This is a genomic window from Streptomyces sp. NPDC001530, from assembly GCF_042894545.1.
In the GTDB taxonomy this organism is placed as follows: Bacteria; Actinomycetota; Actinomycetes; order Streptomycetales; family Streptomycetaceae; genus Streptomyces.
Genome location: NZ_JBIAVS010000045.1, coordinates 15,041 through 36,621, shown reverse-complemented (window position 1 = coordinate 36,621; position 21,581 = coordinate 15,041). Strand labels below are relative to the sequence as shown.

The 21,581-nt window shown below is 69.1% G+C and carries 21 protein-coding genes and 6 pseudogenes; 16 read left to right on the top strand and 11 right to left on the bottom strand.

Features of this window, described 5'->3' with window-relative positions; translation table 11 throughout:
* Positions 1–108: aldehyde dehydrogenase family protein (locus ACFY0T_RS48240; protein WP_388885073.1), on the top strand; the 108-nt coding region annotated here is incomplete at its 5' end.
* Between the two features lie 299 nt (positions 109–407).
* Positions 408–1,058, top strand: a pseudogene (locus tag ACFY0T_RS48235) (SDR family NAD(P)-dependent oxidoreductase).
* A 77-nt stretch (positions 1,059–1,135) separates the two neighbouring features.
* On the opposite strand, the gene ACFY0T_RS48230 reads toward ACFY0T_RS48235, so the two are convergent.
* The 3 genes from ACFY0T_RS48230 to ACFY0T_RS48220 all read right to left on the bottom strand — a co-directional run bounded on the left by ACFY0T_RS48230 (position 1,136) and on the right by ACFY0T_RS48220 (position 3,737).
* A complete protein-coding gene (locus ACFY0T_RS48230; protein WP_388885069.1) occupies positions 1,136–1,753 on the bottom strand; it encodes a TetR/AcrR family transcriptional regulator in 618 nt (205 codons plus the stop codon).
* A 198-nt stretch (positions 1,754–1,951) separates the two neighbouring features.
* Positions 1,952–2,809, bottom strand: coding sequence for an SDR family NAD(P)-dependent oxidoreductase (locus ACFY0T_RS48225; RefSeq protein WP_388885067.1), 858 nt, complete (start codon positions 2,807–2,809; stop codon positions 1,952–1,954).
* A gap of 88 nt (positions 2,810–2,897) precedes the next feature.
* On the bottom strand, positions 2,898–3,737 hold the full coding sequence (locus tag ACFY0T_RS48220) for an oxidoreductase (protein WP_388885065.1): 840 nt from the start codon (positions 3,735–3,737) through the stop codon (positions 2,898–2,900).
* Between the two features lie 267 nt (positions 3,738–4,004).
* Between ACFY0T_RS48220 and ACFY0T_RS48215 the strand changes: the two genes are divergently transcribed.
* The 4 genes and pseudogenes from ACFY0T_RS48215 to ACFY0T_RS48200 all read left to right on the top strand — a co-directional run.
* Positions 4,005–4,940, top strand: a complete 936-nt coding sequence (locus ACFY0T_RS48215) for an SDR family NAD(P)-dependent oxidoreductase (RefSeq protein ID WP_388885063.1) — start codon at positions 4,005–4,007, stop codon at positions 4,938–4,940.
* A 52-nt stretch (positions 4,941–4,992) separates the two neighbouring features.
* Positions 4,993–5,697: an alpha/beta hydrolase gene (locus ACFY0T_RS48210; RefSeq protein WP_388885061.1), complete on the top strand. Its 705-nt coding sequence runs from the start codon at positions 4,993–4,995 to the stop codon at positions 5,695–5,697.
* On the top strand, positions 5,697–6,329 hold the full coding sequence (locus ACFY0T_RS48205; protein WP_388885059.1) for a TetR/AcrR family transcriptional regulator: 633 nt from the start codon (positions 5,697–5,699) through the stop codon (positions 6,327–6,329). Before ACFY0T_RS48210 ends, ACFY0T_RS48205 begins: the two co-directional genes overlap by 1 nt.
* Before the next feature lie 137 nt (positions 6,330–6,466).
* Positions 6,467–6,715, top strand: a pseudogene (locus ACFY0T_RS48200) (WhiB family transcriptional regulator); the annotation flags it as partial.
* A gap of 70 nt (positions 6,716–6,785) precedes the next feature.
* Here the strand turns inward: ACFY0T_RS48200 and ACFY0T_RS48195 are convergent.
* Together ACFY0T_RS48195 and ACFY0T_RS48190 are read right to left on the bottom strand one after the other, a co-directional pair.
* Positions 6,786–7,142 carry a hypothetical protein gene (locus ACFY0T_RS48195; RefSeq protein ID WP_388885057.1) on the bottom strand — a complete coding sequence of 119 codons (357 nt, stop codon included), beginning with the start codon at positions 7,140–7,142 and terminating at the stop codon, positions 6,786–6,788.
* 57 nt (positions 7,143–7,199) lie between these two features.
* Entirely contained in the window at positions 7,200–8,561 is a 1,362-nt protein-coding gene (locus ACFY0T_RS48190; RefSeq protein WP_388885055.1) for an N-acetylmuramoyl-L-alanine amidase, read from the bottom strand.
* 376 nt (positions 8,562–8,937) lie between these two features.
* Between ACFY0T_RS48190 and ACFY0T_RS48185 the strand changes: the two genes are divergently transcribed.
* The 3 genes and pseudogenes from ACFY0T_RS48185 to secY all read left to right on the top strand — a co-directional run bounded on the left by ACFY0T_RS48185 (position 8,938) and on the right by secY (position 12,404).
* The gene (locus ACFY0T_RS48185; RefSeq protein WP_388885053.1) at positions 8,938–9,726 is read left to right on the top strand and encodes a GNAT family N-acetyltransferase; all 789 of its coding nucleotides are present in this window, start codon (positions 8,938–8,940) and stop codon (positions 9,724–9,726) included.
* Positions 9,727–9,768: 42 nt separating this feature from the next.
* The gene (locus ACFY0T_RS48180; protein ID WP_388885051.1) at positions 9,769–10,545 is read left to right on the top strand and encodes an SDR family NAD(P)-dependent oxidoreductase; all 777 of its coding nucleotides are present in this window, start codon (positions 9,769–9,771) and stop codon (positions 10,543–10,545) included.
* A 547-nt stretch (positions 10,546–11,092) separates the two neighbouring features.
* Positions 11,093–12,404, top strand: a pseudogene (secY, locus tag ACFY0T_RS48175) (preprotein translocase subunit SecY).
* Between the two features lie 29 nt (positions 12,405–12,433).
* Here the strand turns inward: secY and ACFY0T_RS48170 are convergent.
* Entirely contained in the window at positions 12,434–13,195 is a 762-nt protein-coding gene (locus ACFY0T_RS48170) for a hypothetical protein (RefSeq protein WP_388885049.1), read from the bottom strand.
* 208 nt (positions 13,196–13,403) lie between these two features.
* On the opposite strand from ACFY0T_RS48170, the pseudogene ACFY0T_RS48165 reads away from it, so the two are divergent.
* Positions 13,404–13,790, top strand: a pseudogene (locus tag ACFY0T_RS48165) (DUF4232 domain-containing protein); the annotation flags it as partial.
* Between the two features lie 186 nt (positions 13,791–13,976).
* On the opposite strand, the gene ACFY0T_RS48160 reads toward ACFY0T_RS48165, so the two are convergent.
* The gene (locus ACFY0T_RS48160; RefSeq protein ID WP_388885077.1) at positions 13,977–14,189 is read right to left on the bottom strand and encodes a hypothetical protein; all 213 of its coding nucleotides are present in this window, start codon (positions 14,187–14,189) and stop codon (positions 13,977–13,979) included.
* Positions 14,190–14,301: 112 nt separating this feature from the next.
* Positions 14,302–15,141 carry a sulfurtransferase gene (locus tag ACFY0T_RS48155; RefSeq protein ID WP_388885047.1) on the bottom strand — a complete coding sequence of 280 codons (840 nt, stop codon included), beginning with the start codon at positions 15,139–15,141 and terminating at the stop codon, positions 14,302–14,304.
* 222 nt (positions 15,142–15,363) lie between these two features.
* Here ACFY0T_RS48155 and ACFY0T_RS48150 point away from each other — a divergent pair.
* Both ACFY0T_RS48150 and ACFY0T_RS48145 read left to right on the top strand, forming a co-directional pair.
* Positions 15,364–15,525, top strand: a pseudogene (locus ACFY0T_RS48150) (TetR family transcriptional regulator); the annotation flags it as partial.
* A 61-nt stretch (positions 15,526–15,586) separates the two neighbouring features.
* Positions 15,587–16,012 (top strand): hypothetical protein, encoded by a 426-nt coding sequence (locus tag ACFY0T_RS48145; protein ID WP_388885075.1) that lies wholly within the window; start codon positions 15,587–15,589, stop codon positions 16,010–16,012.
* A 1-nt stretch (position 16,013) separates the two neighbouring features.
* On the opposite strand, the gene ACFY0T_RS48140 is transcribed toward ACFY0T_RS48145, so the two are convergent.
* Positions 16,014–16,499 carry a glycosyltransferase gene (locus tag ACFY0T_RS48140; RefSeq protein ID WP_388885045.1) on the bottom strand — a complete coding sequence of 162 codons (486 nt, stop codon included), beginning with the start codon at positions 16,497–16,499 and terminating at the stop codon, positions 16,014–16,016.
* Positions 16,500–16,823: 324 nt separating this feature from the next.
* Between ACFY0T_RS48140 and ACFY0T_RS48135 the strand changes: the two genes are divergently transcribed.
* The 3 genes from ACFY0T_RS48135 to ACFY0T_RS48125 all read left to right on the top strand — a co-directional run bounded on the left by ACFY0T_RS48135 (position 16,824) and on the right by ACFY0T_RS48125 (position 19,208).
* Positions 16,824–18,488 (top strand): thiamine pyrophosphate-binding protein, encoded by a 1,665-nt coding sequence (locus tag ACFY0T_RS48135; protein ID WP_388885043.1) that lies wholly within the window; start codon positions 16,824–16,826, stop codon positions 18,486–18,488.
* 103 nt (positions 18,489–18,591) lie between these two features.
* The gene (locus tag ACFY0T_RS48130) at positions 18,592–18,831 is read left to right on the top strand and encodes a hypothetical protein (RefSeq protein WP_388885041.1); all 240 of its coding nucleotides are present in this window, start codon (positions 18,592–18,594) and stop codon (positions 18,829–18,831) included.
* A complete protein-coding gene (locus tag ACFY0T_RS48125) occupies positions 18,831–19,208 on the top strand; it encodes a fic family toxin-antitoxin system, toxin component (RefSeq protein ID WP_388885039.1) in 378 nt (125 codons plus the stop codon). Before ACFY0T_RS48130 ends, ACFY0T_RS48125 begins: the two co-directional genes overlap by 1 nt.
* Before the next feature lie 249 nt (positions 19,209–19,457).
* Here ACFY0T_RS48125 and ACFY0T_RS48120 read toward each other — a convergent pair whose 3' ends face one another.
* Both ACFY0T_RS48120 and ACFY0T_RS48115 read right to left on the bottom strand, forming a co-directional pair.
* The gene (locus ACFY0T_RS48120) at positions 19,458–20,132 is read right to left on the bottom strand and encodes a TVP38/TMEM64 family protein (RefSeq protein ID WP_388885037.1); all 675 of its coding nucleotides are present in this window, start codon (positions 20,130–20,132) and stop codon (positions 19,458–19,460) included.
* A gap of 309 nt (positions 20,133–20,441) precedes the next feature.
* Positions 20,442–20,618 (bottom strand): hypothetical protein, encoded by a 177-nt coding sequence (locus ACFY0T_RS48115; RefSeq protein WP_388885035.1) that lies wholly within the window; start codon positions 20,616–20,618, stop codon positions 20,442–20,444.
* A 49-nt stretch (positions 20,619–20,667) separates the two neighbouring features.
* Between ACFY0T_RS48115 and ACFY0T_RS48110 the strand changes: the two are divergent.
* Positions 20,668–21,541 (top strand): annotated as a pseudogene (locus tag ACFY0T_RS48110) (MFS transporter); the annotation flags it as partial.
* Positions 21,542–21,581 lie beyond the last annotated feature (40 nt).

Below are 21,581 nucleotides of genomic sequence, written 5' to 3'. Positions count from 1 at the left end.
GTCGCCTTCGACGGCCCGTTCGGCGGCTTCAAGGCCAGCGGCATCGGCCGCGAGTACGGCGCGGTCGGCCTCGGCACCTACACCGAGTACAAGACGATCACTGTCTGACCTCCGGCCGGGGCTCCCCGCCCGGGGAGCCCCACCGAGCAACCTCCGGATTGTCCCGACACGAAAGAAGTCTACGACTGTATACTTAAGGGGAAACACGCTTTCCCGGCCGGCAGGAAACGGCACGGGACCACAGAGAAAGAACCACGTATGAACCTCAATCTCACCGGAAAGCGCGCGCTCGTCACCGGATCGAACTCCGGGCTCGGTGAGGCCACCGCGAAGCTGCTGGCGGCCGAAGGCGCGGCGATCGTGGTGCACGGGCGGGACAGGAGCGCACGGAGAAGGTCGCGCGGGACATCCGCGAGGCCGGTGGGACCGCCACCACGGTGCTGGGCGATCTGGCCGACGACGACGCCGCCGCCGACGTCACCCGAGCGGCGACCGCGGAGGGACCCGTCGACATCCTCGTCAACAACGCCGGCTTCTATCGGCACCTGTCGTGGGCCGAAGCGGGCCCCGACGAATGGCGGGACACCTACAACATCAACGTCGTCTCGGGCGTCCGGATGATCCAGCACCTGGTCCCGTCGATGCGGGAGCGTGGCTGGGGGCGGGTGGTCACGATCGGCGGCGGCCTCGCCTCCCAGCCGATGAACACCCACCCGCAGTACAACGCCACCCTGGCGGCCCGGCACAACCTCGCCGTGTCCCTGGCCCGCTAGCTGAAGGGCACCGGCGTCACCTCCAACGTGGTCTCACCCGGAGCCATCCTGGTCGAGGCCACCAAGGAACTCGTCACGGAGATCGGCCCGGCCCGCGGCTGGGGCGACACCTGGGAAGAGATCCAGCCCAACGCAGTCAACGCCCTCATCCCCAACGACCAAGAACGGTTCGGCGAGCCGGACGAGATCGCGGCAGCGGTGGCGTACCTGTGCAGCGACTATGCCCAGTACGTCAGCGGGGCCACCATCCGCGTGGACGGCGGGCTCATCCGCTCCGCGTTCTGAGCGGGACGCGGACGTTACGCCGCCGGCCCCCAGCGGGACGCGGACAGCACGCCGCCACTGCGCCCTGGAACCGTGGGCTACCCGGCAGTGCCCTCCGAGGCGGCGGGCGCGGACGTGGCGCCGGCCTCGCGGATGACCGGGCGGAGCATGTCTGCGAGGAGGTCCGCCAGGCGGTCGTTGTCGGCCGCGGTGAGAGCGGTGGTGCCGACGACGCTGCGCAGCAACCACGTACCGGCGACCAGCGCGAGTCCGAGCTGAGCACGAACGTCTGCGTCGGAACCCTGGAGCAGCCCGGCGAGCCGAGCCCCCACATGGGCCTCGACACCCTGCCGGACGACGTCCGTTGCCTCCGGGTCCGCCGCCGAGCGCAGCAACAGCAGGAACGGGTCGAGCCGTTCGGCGTCGGGCGCCGTGCGCTCGGCGAGCGTATGGGCGATGGAGTGCGCCAGACCGGGGAGTTCGTCGCCGACGACGGTCGGCGGACCGAAGGCACGGTCGACGGCCTGGGCGAACAGTCCCTCCTTCGAACCGAAATAGCGGTTGATCATCATCGCCGTGACACCCGCCCGCTCGGCGATCTGTCGCACTCCGGCCCGGGCGTACCCGTGCTCGGTGAACTCGACGACCGCGGCGGTGAGGATCGCCTCGCGCGTCGCGGCGCCGTCGCGTCTGCGGGCGGGATGTGCGGCACTCATGAGGACGAGCATACGGGGGGCCACTCGACGGTCGACATGTGCTTCACGCTCGGCCGACGGCCACGCAGGGCCGCCAGGCTCGGACAACGGAAATGATGCGACAAGCTCCCGACAGCGACGGGGGTCGTCCGAAGGGACGACCCCCGTATCCAGTGGATGTCCAGGCCATGAGGAGAGGTCGGCGAGGGGTTCTACGCGTCAGAGCACCGCGTTGTCGGCGGCCCCCGGGAAGTCCGTGCTGAACGCCAGCTCCCTGCCCGCTTCGAACTCGGCCCGCAACTGGTCGAGCTTGACGCCGATGCGCCGCTGGGCGTCGCTGCCCAGAACGACCCAGTGGGCCAACTCCGGTGCACCGACGGCCTGGTAGATCGCCTCGGCGGCCCGCTCGGGATCCCCAGGGAACATCTCCGGCGAGAGGCTGCTCATCATCGCGCGGAACGCCCCGGCCGTAGCGGCGTAGTCCTCGATGCCCTCGCCGGACACCTTCGTCCGGTTCTCGATGCCGGTACGGAACGAACCCGGCTGAATGATCATCGCGTGCAGACCGATGGGCTCGATCTCCTGCCACAGGGCCTCGGTGAAGCCCTCCAGCGCGAACTTGCTGGCCGAGTAGTAGCCGTTGGCGGGCAGACTCGCCAGGCCGTCCATCGAGGACACGTTGACGACGATGCCGCTGCGCCGGGCCCGCATGCCGGGCAGCACCGCCCGGGTGAGGGCGACCGCGCCGAAGAAGTTGACCTCGAACAGCCTGCGGTAGTCGCTCTCCTCCTGCTCCTCCAGAGCGCCGACGAAATCGATGGCCGCGTTGTTGACGAGGATGTCGATGCCACCGAACCGCTCCCGCGCGGCACGCACCGCCGCGACACGGTCCCCGGCGTCGGTGACGTCGAGCTTGACCGCCAGCGCGGTCTCCGGATAGCGCGCGGCCAGTTCGGTGGTGGCCCGCGTCGAACTCGCCGTCGCCACGACCTGCTCCCCACGGGCCAGGACGTGTTCGGCCAGGGCCTTGCCCAGTCCGCTGGAAGCGCCGGTGATGAGCCAGGTCTTGCGAGACATGAGGTATCTCCTTCAGATCGGATGACAGGTGTGTCGTAAGGGGGGAATGACGTGAACGGGGGAGGGGGGAGCAGACCGGTCGGTGCACCTACTCCCCGGCGGGGAAGTCCGCGGCGCCGCTCGCCTCGGCCCACTTGCGGGTCTCCGCGGCACGCACCTCGCCCGCCTCCAGAGCCATGGCCACCGCCTGGGCACCGAGCAGCAGCCGGCGCGGCGGCTCGTCATGCCGTACGACATCGACGAGCACCCTGGCCGCACGGACCGGGTCACCGGGCTGGGTGCCATTGTTCTCCGCCCGGTACTTGTTCATGGCGCCGACGGTCTCCTCGTAGTCGGCACCGACGGCGTGCAACTCCATCGAGGAGCCCTGCCAGTCCGTGCGGAAAGCACCGGGCTCGACGATGACGACCCTGACCCCGAAGGGGGCCACCTCGTTGGCGAGCACCTCGGAGAAGCCCTCCACGGCGAACTTCGCGCTCTGGTAGGCACCCATGCCGGGTGTGCCACCCACCCGGCCACCCAGCGAGGAGAACTGCACGAACGTCCCCGAGCGCTGCGCGCGCAGCACCAGCAGGGCGGCCCGGGTGACGTTGACGACCCCGAAGAAGTTCGCCTCGAACTGGGCCCGGAAGTCGTCCTCCGCCATCTCCTCGATCGGAGCGCTGTTGGCGTACCCGGCGTTGTTCACGATCACGTCCAGCCGCCCGAAGGCGTCGACGGCGGCCTGGACGGCGTTGCGGGCCGCGGCGGTGTCGGTCACGTCCAGGGCCACGGCCCGCACCCGATCGCCGTACCGCTCGACGAGGCCGGCCAGCTGCTCCGGCCGACGCGCGGTCGCCACGAGCTGGTCACCGGCCTCCAGCACCGCTTCCGCCAAGGCACGCCCAAACCCTCGGGACGCGCCGGTGATCAACCACGTAGAAGCCATGAGATTGCCCTTCTTGTCGCTTTTCGCCCATACTCCTGGCTGCGGCGACATCGGGCTTCCGTCGATTGACTGCCAGTCGCCCCGCCCCCGACGGGCGGCGAGCCCTGACATGTAAGTCATTGCACTGCTGATCGCCACGCGTACCACCCGCATGGAGACACTCAGTCACATGTTTCTGACCTAGACGGCTGTGACAGCGACCTACATGTATGAACACGTTGTATGGTTGATCGACAGAGAAACCCACCCTCCGAAGGCGGCACAGGTATGACTCTGAAAACCACTCCGTTCGGACCCCGCGCCACGGCGGCGGAGGTGATCGACGGAGTCGATCTGAGCGGGCGACGCATGATCGTCACCGGCGGGGCCTCCGGCCTGGGTGTGGAGACGGTGCGCGCGCTGGCCGACGCGGGCGCCGAGGTGACGGTCGCCACCCGCAACCCGTCCGCCGCTGAGCCGCTGGTCAAGGAGCTGCCGGGCGCACGGACCGCCGCGCTCGACCTCGCCGACCTGGCGTCCGTCCGCGCCTTCTGCGCCGACTGGAGCGGGCCGCTCGACGCCATCGTCGCCAACGCCGGCGTGATGATGCTGCCGACCCGGCAGGTCAACGCGCAGGGCTGGGAGATGCAGCTCGCCACCAACTACCTCGGCCACTTCGCCCTGGCCGTCGGCCTGCTGCCCGCGCTCCGGGCGGCCGACACGCCCCGGGTCACCGTCGTGAGTTCCGGTGCCCAGCTGCGGGCGGGCTTCGACTTCGACGACCCGCAGTTCGAGCACCGCCCCTACGACCCGTTCCTCGCCTACGCCCAGTCCAAGACCGCCGACGTGCTGCTCGCCGTAGGAATCAGCCGTCGCTGGGCCGAACACGGCATCACCGCCAACGCCTGCGCGCCCGGCTGGATCCACACCAACCTCACGCGCCACCTCGACCCGGCCACCATGCAGGCCCTCGGCGCCATGGACGCGGACGGTAACCTGCTCACCCCCGCCCACTACAAGACCCCGGCCCAGGGCGCCGCCACCACGGTGCTGCTGGCCGCGTCACCCCTCCTCGACGGCGTGAGCGGACGCTACTTCGAGGACAACCAGGAGTCCGAGGTCGTCGACGGAAGCCCCGACGTGATGGCGGGCGTCGCCAAGTGGTCGATCGACCCGGCCGCCGCCGACCGTCTGTGGGACCACGCACTGCCCGCGCTCGGCTGACCCCCCCTCAACACTTGGTGCCGAGACCGCACCGGACATCCGAAGGAACGACGTGAACGACCGCACACCCACCCCTCACTTCCTCCTCGTGCACGGGGCATGGCACGGATCGTGGTGCTGGCGCGAACTCCAGGACCTCCTCATGGAGCGCGACTGGACCAGCCACACCGTCGACCTGCCGAGCGTCGTCAACGAGGGAGCGGACGGAAAGCTCCCCGGACTGCTGGACGACGCCCGAGTGGTCCGCGAGGCGATCGACGCCGTCGAGGCACCTCTCGTGATCGTCGGCCACTCCTACGGCGGCGCCCCGGTCACCCAGGCGGCAGCCGGAGCGACCAACGTGTCTCACCTCGTGTACGTGTCCTCCTTCGCCCTCGACGTGGGGGAGAGCCTGATGACGTGCTTCGGCGGCGAACAGCCGGACCTCACCACCGTGGAGGGCGTCATCCCCGTCCGGGAGAACCCGGAGGCGACGCTCTACAGCGACGTACCCGACGACAAGAGGAACGCCGCTCTGGCCCGCCTGCTGCCGCAGAGCGCGCTCTCCTTCGCCGAGCCGGTGAGCCGGGCCGCATGGAAAACCGTCCCCTCCAGCTACGTCTTCTGCGACGACGACCAGAGCCTTCCGCCGGCCTACCAGGAGCCGTTCGCCCAGCGGACCGGTGCCACGTATCACCTGCCCAGCGGCCACACTCCGCTGCTCTCCATGCCGGACAAACTCGCCGACCTCCTCGAACAGATCGCCCAAAGCACCTGATGAGACCCGTCACCCGACGTCAGGCGGACCACCACGCCGCACGTTCGGCCGCGACCCGGGCGCAGGTGATGCGCACCCTGGAGCGGCTGCTCGACTCCGGCGAGGCCATCTCCGAGATCAGCGTCCAGCGGATCCTGGAGGAGGCGGGCGTGTCCCGGGCCACGTTCTATGCGCACTTCGACAGCAAGTCGGACGTCCTGGTGCGGCTCACCGACGAACTGCGGCAATCTCTGCTGGCGTTGGCCCGGCAGTGGGACCCGGGCGCGGGGGAGGACGGGGCCGGGCGGTTCGCCCGGTTCTTCGAGAAAGTGATCACGATCCACCGCGCCCACCAGGGCGTGATCACCGCGGTCCGTGAGGCGGCGGCCTACGAGCCGGCCGTGAGCGACTTCTACACCGCCGACCTGGAGGGCTTCGACGAGGCCGTGCAGCGGACCCTGCGCTCGGAGCAGGCCGCCGGATCGGCGCCGGCCGATCTCGACGTCATCGCCGCGGGCCGGGTCATCGTCTGGGGAGGTGCTCAGGCGATCGCCCACCACATCGCGGTCGACGACGGCAGCGGCGACACCGCCCTCGCCCGCGAACTCGCCCGGATCTGGTGGCACGGCGCCTACCGCCGCCCCGCAGGCTGACTCTCTCCCTGCAGATACGTGTCTGCATAGGCGGAATAGCATGTTATAGCCGCACATTGAACACATGTGAATGTCACGAGTGCGGATGCGACATGTCTCAGCAGACCACGTCTCAGCAGATCCTGAGGGAGACCTTGATGTACGGCGAGTTCCGGACGCGCACCAACTGGCAGGCACAGAGCGCCTGCAGACGCGAGGACCCTGAGCTGTTCTTCCCCATCGCTGAAACCGGCCCGTCACTGGCGCAGATCGAGAAGGCCAAGGCCGTGTGCCGGTACTGCGCCGTCATCGAACCCTGCCTCCAATGGGCCCTGGAGTCCCGTGAGCTCCACGGCATATGGGGCGCGACGACCGAGGTGGAACGCCGCCGACTTCACCGGCGCGCCCGACCGGCGGACCTCCGCGCGACACGGACCGATCAGATCCGGCGCGCGGAGGCCGTCGGCAGTCTGAGCCTCAGTTCTCCCAGTGGCGCACCGCGTCGGTCGCGGTGACGTCACCGGCGTAGACGAGTGCCACGCGGTGGTTGAACTGCACGGTGTACATCTTCTTGCCGCCGATCACGACCGCTCCGCTGGAAGGGAAGTAGTCGTCGGTGGCGGCGGGTTCGGTGGTGGCGACGTAGGCCTGGCCCGCGGGGATGGAGTACATGCTCAGCGGTGCCTGCGTGGAGGCGCCCAGACCGGCCGGGTACTCGGCCTTGTCCGGGTAGCTGGACCCGTACACGGACACCGGGCCGCTGCTCGCGGGCCGGATGACCTTCACCCCGTAGCTGATCTTCGTGTTGACGCCGTCGGGGTTGTGGAACCACACCTTGGCGCCGCTGAACCAGATCGCCGTCCAGTCGCCCTGTACGTCGGCGACGACGAACTACTGCCCGGCCTGCGCGGTGCTGCCCCAGTCGTTGATCCGGTCGGTACCGGCCGCCGTTCCGTGGATCGCCTGGTCGCCGAAGAGCGGGACGGTCTCGCTCGGAGCGTTGCGCAGGTAGACGAAGTTCGCCTGCTGGCGCCCTTCGATGCAGGCGGTCGTCTGCCCGGTCGGATCGTCGGACGGGCACACCTGAACGGTCTGCTCGTTCGCCGCGAACGGAGGATTGATCGTCACGACCTCGCCGGTCTGCGGCACGCCGGGAAGACCGTTCGACGGGGCGCCCAGCAGATCCATGAAGTGCTGCCAGTCCCAGGCGGGGCCCGGGTCCCAGTGCATGCCGGAGACCAGCGCGGAGTTGGGACCGGCGACGTTGTCGTGTCCGATGATGTGCTGCCGGTCCAGGGGGATGCCGAACCGTGCGGCCAGATACTGCACCAGGGCGGCCGTGGCCTCGTACTGGGCCTCGGTGTACCAGGCCGCCCCCTGGACGGCGAAGCCCTCGTGCTCGATGCCGATCGAGTGCAGGTTGGTCGAGTAGTTGCCCGCGTGGAAGGCGATGTTCTTGGTGGGCACCATCTGGGTGACGGCGCCGTCCGAGGACATCACGTAGTGCGTCGAGGTGGTGTTGGTGGGGTTGGCCAGTCCCGCCACACCGGCGTCGTAGGTGGTCTCCAGGTCGTGGATGACGATGGTGTCGATCCTGATGCCGTTGGCGGGGCGGTTGGAGACCTGGCCCCCGACGGGGGAGCCGGCGACGAAGGTGCAGCGGACGGCGGGCGGGCACTCGGTGTCGGTGGCGGCCGCCGCCTTCAGACGCAGGCCGGCGAGCTGCGAAGGCATCATCTCGACGGACGGGTCGGCGGCCAGCCGGACCCGCTGACCGTCCTGCGTCGTGACGGTGACGCCGCTGCGCAGGGTGCCGAAGACACGGTCGGCGAAACTCACCGCGTTCTGCCGCTGCTCGGCCTGGCTGTAGCGGGCCACGGCGCCGTACCACCGGGAGGCGTCCGCGGGTGTGCCGCCGACCAGTTCCTTCTCGTACGAGGCGAGCAGCGCCGCACCGCCCCGGATGTTGGCCACGTCGTCCTCACGCAGCTGTCGCGTGGACAGCCCGGTCAGTTCGGCGGTTCGCTGGAGTGTGTGCAGGGCGGGGTCCGAGGCGAGGGACTTCAGATCGGCGCGGCCGACAGCGCCCGCGGCGCCGCTCGCCAGCATGTCGGGCGTGACGTCGGTGAGGTGCATGACCCCGTAGCCGCCGTCGGTGCTGGCCTGCGTGCCGTGCGAGTCCCAGCGTGACTCCTGGTAGGACAGCGCCAGCAGGACGCCGGGCGGGACGTGGTACTCGGCGGCAGCGGACAAGAGCGCCTGCTGCCGGGAGGTGGGAGTGCCGCTCGAGGAACCGTGTGGTGTCGGCGACTGCTGTGAGCGGCGACATGAGCAGGCCGCTCGCGGCCAGCACACCCGCGGCGATGACGACGGGCGTGCCGGCCCTCTTTCGCTTGTGCAAGGCATGGATCCTTAGGAACCGGGAGACATGGTGCCGAGATGGTTGCTCCGGACGGCGGGACGTGTGCCCGAGGCAACCTCTGGGCGTGTCGCTGACTATAGGGGTATCTCTGCCGTTCGCGGCGCAAGTAAGGCCCAGGCAAGGGCAGTTGAATGCCCCTCCAGGCACACCTACCTACGACCAGGCGTGTCCCGAGCAGCGCCGAACGGCGCGGATATACTCACACGTATGACCAACAAACATGCGGTCCTTGAGGCGGCCGAGGCCTTTCAGTCGGCCACGGAACAGCTCGCCGACATCCTTCCGAACGGCTTTCACGAGCGCGGCCCCGCCGGCGCCCTGCTGGCCGTCACCGGCTCCATGATCCCGGTGCTGAACAGCATCATGAGCGTGTCCGATGTACCGGACGCGGAGGAGATCAGGCTGCTGTGCGAGAAGGCCGAGCCGCATGTGCAGCAGCTGCCCTGGAGCATCCGACTGCGGGGCGAGGCCGGCGAGAAGATCACCGCCCTGGCCGCACGTCACGGCCTGTCCACGCAGCTGCGGCAGCCCTTCATGCTGCTCTCGCTGGAGGACGGACGTGAGGATGGCCGGGAGCTGGGGAAGCCCGGCCCGGAATCCGTGACCGTCCGTCCGCTCGACGACGACGAGCACGAGACCTTCGCCGCGGTCCTCGGTACGGCCTTCGGCGCCCCGCCGGTGATCATCAGCAGCCTTTACACGCCGCATGTCCTGGGCCAGCCGTTCGTCAAGGCCTACGTCGCCGAAGCGGACGGCACACCTGCCGCGGCCGGACTGGCGATCGTCACCGAAAAGCACGTCGGCCTCGCCAACATCGGCACCCTGCCCGAACACCGGCGGCGCGGGGTCGGCCGGGCGATCGTCGAGGCGATCCTCCGGGACGCCCGGGCCGCCGGGGCGCACACGGCGTATCTGCACTCGAGCGACGAAGCCCTTCCGCTCTTCGAGCAGGCCGGCTTCCGCACGGAGGAATCGTGGGTCGTCTTCACCGCCTGAGCATGCGAACGCCCAGCAACCCCCAGCAGATATGAACGGGACATGGATCTTCAACTCAAGCATCGACGAGCCGTGGTCACCGGCGGAACTCGCGGCATCGGCTTCGCCGTAGCCCGCGCTCTGGCCACGGAAGGCGCGTCCGTCGCCCTGGTCTCCAGGTCCGCCTCGCACGCCGAAGAGCAGGCGGCGGTGCTGCGCGAGGAGACCGGAGCCGAGGTCATCGGCGCAGCGGCCGACACCGGGGACGACGCCGCGGTGACGGCCATGGCCAGGACGGTGAACGAGCGGTTCGGCGGCGTGGACATCCTGGTGAACAACGCCGCCATCACCAACCCCGGCCACATTTCCGAGGACGATCTCGAAGCCGAGATCAACGTCAAGGTCCGCGGATATCTCCGGTGCGTCCGCGCCTTCGCCCCGGGGATGACGGAGCGAGGCTGGGGCCGGATCATCAACATCAGCGGACTGGCGGCACGTCAGACCGGCTCGGTAACCGGCTCGGTCCGCAACGCCGCCGTGGTCGCCATGTCCAAGAACCTGGCGGGCGAACTCGGCCCGAGCGGCGTCAACGTCGTTTCGGTGCAGCCCGGCCCCACCCGGACCGACACTTCGTCACCAACCTCGACCGCCAGGGAGGCCAGGCGGTGCAGTCGAGCGGACCTGGAACGGCAGTGGGCCGAGTCCGTCGCGATCGGGCGGCTCGTGGAACCGCACGAGGTGGCAGCGGGCGTTGCCTTCCTGGCAAGCCCCCTGAGCGTGGCCATCAACGGCGACACGATCATCCCGAGCGGCGGCTTCAAGGGCCCGATCTACTACTGACCGCCGCCGAAGCGCCGACGAGCGGTGCCTCCCGATGGGCCTGAGCCCCGCCGACCCGCAGACCGGCCGACGGGACTCAGGCCTTACTCAGGTCTCCCGACCTCGACCGGTCGGCAGTGGCCGCTGCTCGCCGCGCGATCTTCAGAGCTTCCCGTTCTTCGCGGGAGGGCCTGTGGATGTACCAGCCCACCGTCAGCCAGTAGACAGCCGCGACCACACGCAGCGGAAACAGACCGATCTGTACGATCGTCCGCAGTTGGTTGTCTGACAGCACGTCGTACTCCGCTACTAGTTGATGAGCCTCGAGACTTACGCTCGCGGGCGTTCCCCAGGCCTGGCGGCCCTTCCCTTCCTTGCAACGGAAGAGCGAGGACCTGAAGTTCACGGTGCGAAGACACACGCGTAGATCCGGCCTCGTTTGATGCAGTATCTACTGAAAGGGCGCGCCGAAGATACGTGTGATCTCATGGAAGTGTGCAGGTGTGTCCGCTACCGGATCGGGAGCGGTAGCGCACCGCTGTCATGCCGCTTCATTGCAGGAGGCCCCGTGCTCATCGCGTTCATCCAGGCGTTCAGGACACCTGACCTGCGCAAGAAGCTGCTCTTCACGCTGGGTATCATCGTGGTGTACCGGGTCGGCACACATGTTCCGATCCCGGGCGTGGACTACGGAGCCGTCCAGGAATGTGTCTCGCAGGCTTCGGGCAACCAGGGCCTCTTCGGCCTGGTCAACCTGTTCAGCGGCGGCGCGCTGCTCCAGATCACCGTCTTCGCGCTCGGCATCCTGCCGTACATCACGGCGAGCATCATTCTCCAACTGCTGACCGTGGTCATCCCGCGCCTGGAGGCCCTCAAGAAGGAGGGCCAGGCCGGTACGGCGAAGATCACGCAGTACACCCGCTACCTGACCGTCGCGCTCGCCATCCTGCAGGGCACCGGCCTCGTCGCCACCGCCCGCAGCGGCGCCCTCTTCTCCGGCTGCACGGTGGCGTCGACCATCGTCCCGGACCGCTCGATCTTCACCACCGTCGTCATGGTCGTCACCATGACTGCCGGTACGGCCGTCGTCATGTGGCTCGGTGAGCTCATCACCGACCGCGGTATCGGCAACGGCATGTCGATCCTGATGTTCATCTCGATCGCCGCGACCTTCCCGTCCGCCCTGTGGGCCATCAAGAAGTCCGGCCCTGGCCGACGGCTGGATCGAATTCGGCACCGTCATCCTCGTCGGCCTGGTCATGGTCGGCCTGGTGGTCTTCGTCGAGCAGGCCCAGCGCCGCATCCCGGTGCAGTACGCGAAGCGGATGATCGGCCGCCGCGCCTACGGCGGCACGTCGACGTACATCCCGCTCAAGGTGAACCAGGCCGGCGTGATCCCGGTCATCTTCGCGTCGTCGCTGCTCTACATCCCGGCCCTCGTCGCGCAGTTTGCAAGCGGCAACTCCGGTTGGAAGGCCTGGATCGAGCAGAATCTGACGAAGGGCGACCACCCGATCTACATCAGCCTGTACTTCCTGCTGATCGTGTTCTTCGCGTTCTTCTACGTCTCCATCTCCTTCAACCCGGACGAGGTCGCGGACAACATGAAGCAGTACGGCGGTTTCGTTCCCGGCATCCGGGCCGGCCGGCCGACCGCGCAGTACCTGTCGTACGTGCTCACCCGCATCACCTGGCCGGGCTCCCTGTATCTGGGGTTGATCGCCCTCGTCCCCACCATCGCCCTGATCGGGTTCGGGGCGACCAACAACTTCCCGTTCGGTGGCACCAGCATCCTGATCATCGTCGGTGTCGGTCTGGAAACCGTCCGGCAGATCGAGAGCCAGCTCCAACAGCGCCACTACGAGGGCTTCCTGCGCTGAGGAACCGGCTCTCAGGGCCGTCCGTCTCCCTACGGATGCCTGAGGTCGGCCATCAGCGCACGCATGTCGCTGATCATGGCGGGCCAGTAGGTGGACACGTCAGGGAGGTCGGGCTCCTGCGCGACGACGCCGGCGTCGACATCGCCCTCGTAGTAGCTGGTGGTGGACAGACTCAGGGTCATGACCGCCGCTCCGTCGAGCACCCTCAGTTCTGTGTGACCGATGCCCTCGGCAATCACGAACGCCTCGTCGCCGAGATCAGGCACCGGCCTCACATCGTCCGCCGCGACGACGACGCCTGAGCCCGTCACCCGCCGGTCGGCATCGAACTCGCCGCGGGGATCGGTCCTTTTGTGAAGTGCCGCAGAGACGCCGACGGTGGTGTTCACCGTCCAGTGCCCGCCCGATCGTCCGCCCGGCTTGTTCTCGGCATTCCTGAGGAAGGCAAGGGAGCAGTGAACCTGGTCGAGAGCCGGGTGCTTCAACACGTCGTCATCGGTCGCGTCGGGCACGCTCTTCAGCGCAAGCGCCTTCTGAAGTGATGCCAACCGCGCCGACTTGCATGATTCGTGGTCCAGCCGATAGCCACGCAAGTCAGCGCCCTGGTTCCCCAGGCCGAGAAGGAGGACCACCGCCGCCCAGAGCGCGGACGCCGCCGACGCGCCGCCCAGAGCCCACAGCCACGGCCTTCGGCGCAGGAGGCCTGCGGGGGACCGCTGCACGAGGTCACCCATGACCTCACGGGACTCCAGCGGGTCGAACCCCTCGGCCATCTCCGGCTCGGAAATCACTCAGCGCCTCCTCGAAGCCCCTCACACGTATGAGAGGCGATGATCGCACAACGTGGCGATCGTGGTTCGTCGGTCACGAGACACCCAAGCGTGATTCAACAGTGCCCACCGTGACGTAAAGAACCGGAAGGTGCGCGAACCGGCCCTTCCGAGAAAGCCTCATACATATCGGAAGGCCTCAAATGAGGCATCCGGAAGGGGACACACAATGTTCTTCAGTGGGCGCATCCACCGCATCGTCACACCTGCCGTTCTCTCGGCGGTCGCCGCAGCGGCGCTGGTCGGTGTCACCGCGGCTCCGTCGCAGGCCGCGACCCGACCGAGCTGGGCGGACACTTCCTCGCTGTCCGTACGTGTTCACGCGCTGGACTCGGGCGCGGGGCAGCGCTACGCGACGGTGATTCTCACCAACAAGACCCACAAGACCGTCCGGACCGAGGGATACGTGGGGCTGCAACTCCTCAACTCCCGCAACAAGGACGTGCCCACGCACGTGGTCCGCGACCGTGGCCGGGTCGTGCTGATCACCCTCAAGCCGGGGCAGAGCGCCTACACCCGGTTGCACTGGGGAGCTGTACCGGCCGCGGGTGAACCGACCAAGGCGGAGAAGAACCCCCCCGTCTGGAGGTCACCCCGCCCGACTCCTACCACCACCTCAACACGGCGTGGAAGCTGGGTGAGGTCCTCCAGAAGGGCCGCATCGACATCACACCGCTGGCGAAGGGAACCGGCCCGAAGTTCTGACGGCCCGCATGTGAGGCCGTCAGGCTTTGACCACCCGTTAGCTCAACGCCGCCCAGGGAAGGTCGGTTTGAGCCAGCGAGCCGCTGCGCCACGGGACGGCGCCGGTGCAGTCGGCACCGGGGTACAGCTCCAAGGACGCGGAGCCGGTGACGACCTGGACGGACAGGGCCGACGCCGACAGCGTGTGACAGGTTCCCAGGTCACCGAGGTCGGCCTCGGTCGCTGTACCCGTTCCGGTTTGCACGTTCAACCACGCGGGGAGAGGGCAATACCGGCCACCGCACACATGTATGAGGTGGCCGGCAGCGAGCCCCGCAAGCGGACGCCGCAACGCACCCGCGAAAGCCACTTGTCGGCGAAAGCTACTTGTTGGCGCCGAGCTCGATCGGCACGCCCACGAGGGAGCCGTACTCGGTCCAGGAGCCGTCGTAGTTCTTGACGTTCTCCACGCCGAGCAGCTCGTGCAGGACGAACCAGGTCAGCGCGGAGCGCTCACCGATGCGGCAGTAGGCGATGGTGTCCTTGGCGAGGTCGACCTGCTCGTCGGCGTAGAGCTCCTTGAGCTCCTCGTCCGACTTGAAGGTGCCGTCGTCGTTGGCGTTCTTCGACCACGGGATGTTGCGGGCGGACGGGACGTGGCCCGGGCGCTGCGACTGCTCCTGCGGCAGGTGGGCCGGGGCGAGCAGCTTGCCGGAGAATTCGTCGGGCGAGCGCACGTCGACCAGGTTCTGCGCGCCGATCGCGGCGACGACGTCGTCGCGGAAGGCGCGGATCGCGGTGTTCTGCGGCTTGGCCTTGTACTCGGTCGTGGGGCGCTCGGGCACGTCCTCGACCAGCTCGCGGGCGTCCAGTTCCCACTTCTTGCGGCCGCCGTCGAGAAGCTTGACGTTCTCGTGGCCGTACAGCTTGAAGTACCAGTAGGCGTACGACGCGAACCAGTTGTTGTTGCCGCCGTAGAGGATGACCAGCGTGTCGTTGGCGATGCCCTTGGCCAACAGGAGCTTCTCGAAGCCCTCCTGGTCGACGAAGTCACGGCGGACCGGGTCCTGGAGGTCCTTGGTCCAGTCGATGCGGATCGCGTTGCGGATGTGGTTCTTCTCGTAGGCGGACGTGTCCTCGTCCACCTCGACGATGGCGATGCTGGGGTTGTCGAGGTTGGCCTCGACCCAGTCGGCGTCGACCAGGACGTCGCTGCGGCTCATGCTCTTTCTCCTCCGGGGCGGCTACGGCGGGGCGTGCCGGCTGAAGTCACGCACGACCTTTCCCACCAGAACACTCACACCTTGGACGCACCGGCACATCTGCAAGGTTCAGCCGACTCGGTGGCCCCCGCTGCCGCTCTGGACCTGCGGCTGGGCAGGGCATCATGTGTGGATGGCTGACGAAAGCAGCAGCCGCGTCCGCCGGCGCCCGGAGAGGAAAGCATGAGTGCGCAGACCAGCAGCGGGCGGCGACCGTACCGTAACGACCGGCGGGCCGAAGCCGCTGCGGGGACACGGGCAGCGATTCTCGACGTCGCCCTGCGGCTCTTCGTTGCACACGGGTATGCGAAAGTCGCGATCGGCGACATTGCCCGGGAAGCCAGGACCGCGGTGCCCCACTGTCTACGCGAGTACCGGTGGCAAGTCCGCCATTCTGACCGTCCTGATGAACCAGGGGGTGGAGGATCCGGTCGTCGAACGGACGCTGGATGCCGTCCGTACCGCGACCGACGCCAAGGCGGCGGTCGCGGCCATGGCCCACGGAGTGCGCCTGGACAACGAACGTCATCTGGACATCGTCCAAGTGATGATCACGGCCGCCGCCGTGGAGCAGCATGTCGAGGAGGAACTCCGTCGGGTCTCCGCTGCCTACCGCCAGGCGCTGGGAGTACTCGCAGAGCGCCTGGCGGAACTGGGCATGCTGCGCCCCGGCCTGAGCAGTGAGCGCGCCACCGACATGCTGTGGTTCCTGTTCGGGTTGCCGTCCTGGCGCCCGTTCGTCGCAGAACACAACTGGTCCTGGGACGAGACCGAGCGCTGGCTCACCGAGCAAGCGGTTGCCGCTCTCGTCGCAGAGCCAAGGGATGGTTGAGTCAGCCGAGGAGGGCGGCCAACGTGTCGGCGACCTCACGGGGCGAAGGCATCGCCGCGATCTCCTTGGCGGTCCGCTGCGCGTTGGCCCGGTACTCCTCGCTGTCGAGGACCGCTGCCGTGGCATCCGCGACAGCCTCCGCGCCGGCAGGGGGCATGACGGCGACACCGGTGCGTGAGCCGGCGACCGCACCCGCCTGAAGGAACTGATCGGCACCCTGTGGTACGACCACCATCGGCAGACCGCGCGAGAGAGCGGCGAGCGTCGTACCTGCTCCACCGTGGGTGACGACCAGGTCGATGCCGTTGAGCAGTTCGGCCAGCGGGGTGAACCTGACGAACTCGACATGGTCGAGCCCGTCGCCGTAGTCCGCTGCCGTTGCGGTCAGACCCAGGGTCACCACCAGGTCGGCCCTCGTGGAGAGGGCGTCGATGACCGGGCGCAGCACCTCCGGCTCAGCGAAGTGAGTACCGAAGGAGAGCAGCACTTTGGGCCGGGTGCCGCGGCCGACGGATACCGCTGCGGCCGCCTCCGGCGCATGGGGACCGCGGTGGGCTTCCGGTCGCAGCGCCAGACGGCCCTGCGGTGCCTGCCAGTTCGGACCCTGGAGCGCTTCGGGGCACGGTTCAATTTGGTGAGGAGCAACATGTGTCGAGCGGCGGGCCGCAGACAGGCAACGCACCTGACACATCTTGCCCTCCTGCGATCGTGAACTTATGTCCCGGCCAGACACGTGTTCTGTGTGAACACCCAGCCGCGCATCCCCCAGTCGTACGCCTCCCGCGTACACGCGCGGTACGGAGGCCGAACGATGACAACCCTTGCCGACGCGATCGCACAGACACTCGCCGACGACGGCGTACGGCACGCCTTCGGCGTCGTCGCCAACGGAAACGTCCTCGCCGTCGCCGGCCTCACCCACCACGGCATCTCCTACTTCTCCGCACGCCACGAGGGCGGGGCGGTCACCATGGCGGACGCCTACTACCGGACCACCGGCGAGGTCGCCGTGTGCACCACCGGCGCCGGCCCGGGACTGACGAACACCGCCACGGGCCTGGCAGACGCGGTCAAGCACCGCAGCGGTGTCCTGCTGCTGTGCGGCGACGTGCCCTCGACCGGCCCACGCCGGATCGACATCGACCAGGACACGTTCCTCGACTCCCAGGGCGTACCCGTCGTCCGGCTGACCGACCTCACGGCCCGCACCGACACCCTGCGGGCCCTGCGGCTGGCCCGCACCGAACAGCGCCCGGTGGCCCTGTGCCTGCCGCAGGACCTGATCACGGCCCAGGTCACCGAGCAGGCACCGACCGACCGTCTGCCGCAGCGACCGCGCCGGAAGGCGGCGGATCCCGTCGGGACGGCCGCGGCCCTGGAGGCGCTGGCCACCGCCCAACGGCCCCTGATCCTGGGCGGCCTGGGCGCCTGGCGCTCCGGAGCCGCCAAGGCCCTCACCGAACTCGGGGACCGGCTCGGCGCGCTCTACACGACCAGCGCCATGGCCAGTGGCCTGTTCACCGCCACCCCCTGGTCGCTGGGAGTGTCCGGCGGATTCGCTGCACCCCGCGCCACCGAACTGATCGCCGAAGCAGACGTGGTGCTCGCCTTCGGAGCGAGCCTCGACCAGTGGACGCTCGCCGACGGCAGGCTCCTCGCCCCCGACGCGGTACTCGTCCAGGTGGACACCCAACCTGCCCCCACCACCGACCGCGTCGACATCCACCTCACCGGCGACGCCACCGAGGCGGCCACGGCCCTCCTGGACGGCGTCCAGGCACGCGCCCTGCCCCGGTCCGCCTGGCGCGACGAGCTCAACGACAGGACCATGCACGTGGGTTGGGCCCAGGAGCCCTTCGAGGAGACCCACACCGACGACCGGATCGACCCGCGCACCCTGACCCTCCACCTGGCCGACCTGCTGCCCGAGGAACGCACCCTCGTCACCGACGGCGGCCACTTCGTGGGCTGGCCCGCCATGTACTGGACGGTCCCCGACCCGGCCGCCTACGTCTTCACCGGAGCCGCCTTCCAGAGCATCGGCCTTGGCTTCGCGGGCGCGGTCGGCGCGGCCGTCGGCCGACCCGACCGGACGACCGTGGTCGCCCTGGGCGACGGCGGAGCACTCATGGGCCTGCCCGAACTGGAGACCCTGATCCGCACCGGCTGCTCGGCCCTCGTGGTGATCTACGACGACGGCGGCTACGGCATGGAGGTCGTCCTGTTCGGCGACCGCGGCGCCGACCCCGCCTCCATGCTCTTCGGCGACACCGACTTCGCCGGTACGGCCCGCGCGCTCGGCGCCCGCAGCGCCACCGTGCGCTCGGTGGACGACCTCGCGGCGGTCCGCGACTGGCAGGTCCAGGGAGCCGAAGGCGTCCTGCTCCTCGACTGCAAGGTCGTCCCCGGTGTCGTGGCCGCCTGCTTCTCCGAACTCACCACGCTCATCACCGGCCGCCAGGCGGGGCGGCCGTAGCGACCGACGCGCTCGGAAGGGGTTCGCGACAGGAGCGACCGAAGCGACCGAAGCCCCCGCACAGCACACCCAAGGACCTGGTAACAGCTGTTACCATGCCCGTATGGCAAAGACACAACTGGGCGCCCGCGTCGACGACGAGGTCGCCGAGCTCGCCAAGGCCCGCGCCAAGGACCGCGGCCTGAGCGTCGGCGACTACATCGCCGCCCTCGTCCGCGAGGACACCGACGGCCTGCGCGCCCGCGGCCTCGAAGCCGCCCGCCGCTTCCTCGACGAACACCAGGCCCTCTTCGACGAGGCCGAGGACGCCGACCGCGCCGCCCCGGGAGCCCCCGCCGCCTGATGGACCTGCACATCGACGTCCCCTGGATCCTGCAAGTCGCCGAGATCGCAGGCGCCCGCGACCCCGCCCCCGACGACTACGGCATCCCGGTCGCTGCCGTCGCCGCCCACTGCGCCGAACTCCTCGACCAGCCGGTCTACGACGGCCCCTACGCCCGCGCTGCCGCCCTCGTCCACATCCTCGGCCGCTGCCGCTGGCTGGAACGCTCCAACATGGCCGTCGCCGCCGCGACCGGCGTCATGTACCTGGAGGCCTCCGGCATCCCCCTCAAACCCACCCGCGAAGACGCCATCGCCCTGCGCGACCTGCTCCGCGACCCCGCCTGCACCACCGCGAGGATCGCCGCCCAACTGCACACCTGGCCCACGGCAACCTGAGAAGCCACGGCCACGGCGCGCGAAGGACTGACCGCACAAGGCCTCACCGACGCCGGGGCGGACCTGGCCGACGTCTACCGCGACTACGCCCGCACACACCCCGACCGCCACGCCGCGGCCCAGATGAGGCTCACCCCCCGAGGCGGCAGCGCCCCGACACCCAGGAAACCCGGACCCGCGTCCTCGACGCTCGCCCTCGACACCCTGCTGTGCAACTGGCCCCCACGCCCTGACCAGCCGTCATAGCGCCTACGTCGGCGCCCCACCCCGATCCACCGCCGCCGCCTCGGCCTCCGCCTCCGCCCGCGACCGGCCGGCCCACGGACGGGTGACCACCAGTGCGAGCCCCGGAAAGGCCATCGCGGCGAGGAACGCCAGCGCGAAGGAGTTCACGGACACCGACCACGCGCCGACGCCCGCGTAGACGACGGCCACACCGAGGTTGGACCACGCGCACACCAGGAGGAACCGGCCGGGCCGTACCCGGGTGGTGCCCGCCAGCACCACACTCGCCTCCGCCAGCACCGGCACGGGGCGGCACAGGGCGAGCCCGACCAGGCCGTGCCGCCGGGCGCCGTCGGCGGCACGAGCCAGCCCCGCCTCGCCCACCAGCCGCCGGGTCAGGGACGTCGAGCGTGCCCCGACGAGATAGCCCAGCGCGCACGACACCGTCATCCCGGCCCAGACGACGGCCGTACCCCACAGGAACCCCAGGAGCACTCCCGCGGCGGCCGAGACGACGCTGGAGGGCACGGGGAGAAACACATCCAGTGCGAGCAGACCGGCGATCACCGCCACGGCCACGGGTGTGGACAGCCGGTGTTCCGCCGCCAGTGAGGCGAGGCCGTCGAAGTAGTCCCCGAAGAGGAAGAACGGGACGAGAATCGTGGCGAAGAGCCCGATCACGAGCCAGAACCATCGCATGGCGGCAGCGTATCGATCAAGGTGTGCGTGAGGGCAAGGACTGGGCCGAGGGCAGGGACTGAAGGGACCCGGTTCCCCAATAACTGCTGCAACAGTGGCGACTGCTGCCTATCCGAAAGTGACCCAGTCCCCGCAGGTCTGGAAGGGGTATCCGTCGACGTAGAAGTTGGTGCAAGCCTGTAATTGCCGGATATCGGAGCCGATGCCCGCGGAATTGGTCTTGCCGCGGTTCGCGTCGAGTTGTCCGCTGGTGCTGTCCCAGAGCTTGTACTTGATGACCCCTCCGGTCGCGTTGGACTCCGTGGAGCCCTACACCCAGACCCACCCCGCGCTCCCGCTGCCGGGGTTGTTGTCCACGGCGGCATGGGTCCCGTGCCAGTAGGCGTCGACCTGCGCGGCGAAAGCGGGCTGCGCGAGAAACACTCCGGCGGCAGCGGTCGACGCCGCCACAAGAGCTGCCCTCTCGATGATCTTCATTCTCAGCATCACCAGAATCCTTTCCGTGTTCGATGAAAGTCCTTGATCGTGACTTCAGGCCCTGCTGGTCTTCGGCTGCTGCAACGGCTGCCCGGACGTGAACGCCCACGCCGTTCACGTGGAGAAGGCCTACGGCCGGCCCGTCATGTCGGCCTTCCACGCCACCTTCTCCGTCGGCGGCGTCATCGCCGCCCTCGCCGCGGCCGGCGCCGTCGGCGTCGGCATGAGCCCGGTCGCCACGATCGGCGTCTCCGCCGCCCTCGGCTCGTGATCGCACTGGCATTGGCCCGCGGCCTGCTGCCCGGCACATCCGCCACTGTCGCCGCCACCCCTGCCGAGCAGGCTCCAGCCGCCAGGCGGCGCGGCACCCGCCGGGCGGATCTGGATCTGGCCGCGCTGGCGTTGACGACCATGTTGTGTGAGGGAGCCGCCAACGACTGGAGCACCCTGCACCTCAAGGACGTCCTCGGCGCTCCGGCAAGCACCGCCGCCTTCGGATACGGCACGTTCGCTGCGGCGTGACCACCGGTCGTCTCCTCGCGGACCGGATCGCCGCGCGGTTCGGGTCGATGGCGGTTCTGCGCTACGGCTCGGCCTCTGCCGCAGTCGGGATCACGATCGCGGCCTTCGCCCGTCGATCTGGGCCGCGTTCGTCGGCTGGGCCCTGTTCGGCCTGGGCCTGTCGGGCTGCATCCCCCAGCTGTTCAGCGCCGCCGGCCACGCCGACCCTGCCGCGGCCGGCGCGAACGTCTCCCGGGTCGCCGGGCTCGGCTACCTCGGCATGCTCGCCGGACCCGCCGTCATCGGCTGGCTGACCCACGTCACTGCACTGAACCACACCTTCCTGCTGCTGACCCTGTTCTGCGCGACCACCGCCATTAGCCGCCGGCGTCCTGCGCACCGGCTCCGGCGCCACACCGAGCCGGAACCCGAGCAGGCGTCCAGCAGCCACTGACCACCGACGGGGCACGA